Below are 1,158 nucleotides of genomic sequence, written 5' to 3'. Positions count from 1 at the left end.
GCGACGCTCTGAAAGAGCGGAGTTCGAGCACCGTCAGGTGCGAGTGGCGACGCTCTGAAAGAGCGGAGTTCGAGCACCGTCAGGTGCGAAGGGTGAGGGACCCGAACCTCCGGTGCTCAAGATCCAAATAGCCCGCTGAAGAGTTGGAGAAGCCAGTCAAGCGGCGACGACGGGGACGCGGCCGGCTCCTCCGTCCCGGTTCCCCCTTCCACGGCATAGAAGGCCGCCACCTCCTCCTTTCCAAGACCGCGCAGGGCCTCAAGGTGCCCGACCGCTCCGGCGACGATCGTCTCGTGGCCGACGCCCCGCTCCCACGCCCCGGCCATCGTCTCCGACGGCCGGAGATCCGAGGCCTCGATCCCGGCCAGCGTGTAGAGTTCAGGAAGAGATGCCTCCGCAACGCCCGTATCCCCGTCAGGCCGGATTGAGAGCACCGGGTCGGAAATGCCCGAAGAAGGGACCTCCTGGTTGCCGACGAGGGCGTATGCCCGGAAGGCAAAGAGGTCCGGGTTCGACGTCAGGTTCGTGACCAGCCGCTCCTCGGGGAGGGTGAGGTTTACAACCGTCAGTCTCCCGGTCCGGGTGGCGACCGAGAACTCCCAGACGCCGCGTTCTCCGTCCCGGAGGCTCGGGGGCTCGCGGGTCCGCGTGATCTCGTAGACCCCGGTCTCGCCCGGGGGGGGCACCAGGACGACATAGGCCGGGCTCGTCCCCGTCGCCGTCAGGTTCCGGGCCTCGATCGTCACGGTGACGGTGAACGTCTCCCCCTCGAAGACCGCCCGCGGGTGTCGGCCGGCAAGGCGCATGGCAGGGTCGAGCAGCCATTCGAGGTTCGCGATCTCCACCCCGCTCCGGGTGAGGGCGACGTCTTCCGGGGTCTGGTCGAGGATCAGCCCGACCCCTTTGACGAACAGGCCGTCGCGCGGCTCAACGACTGCAGGCGGTGCCACGGTCTCATTCGCCCCGGGGGTGAGAGACGGTCTGATGGGGCTGACGAGCTGGTGGTCGCTCAGGGCCAGCGGACGGTCGTGCCACTGATGAGATTTTGCCATCGTCGCGCCCGGTCGCGGAGGGGCCTCCCGTTCCAGGGTCGGCATCGGCTCCTCAGCGTCATCGTCAGTATCGGCATCAGCGCCACCGTCGGTATCGGCATCAGCG

Annotated in this window: 1 protein-coding gene; it reads right to left on the bottom strand. The window is 68.0% G+C overall.

The annotated features are described in order from the left end of the window. Window positions 1-116 precede the first annotated feature (116 nt). On the bottom strand, window positions 117-1,158 hold a 1,042-nt coding region (locus PLN84_RS13430), incomplete at its 5' end, for a hypothetical protein (protein ID WP_348532204.1).

This window comes from Methanoculleus sp. (assembly GCF_035363275.1).
In the GTDB taxonomy this organism is placed as follows: Archaea; Halobacteriota; Methanomicrobia; order Methanomicrobiales; family Methanoculleaceae; genus Methanoculleus.
This window is presented reverse-complemented; position numbering and strand designations above follow the sequence as displayed.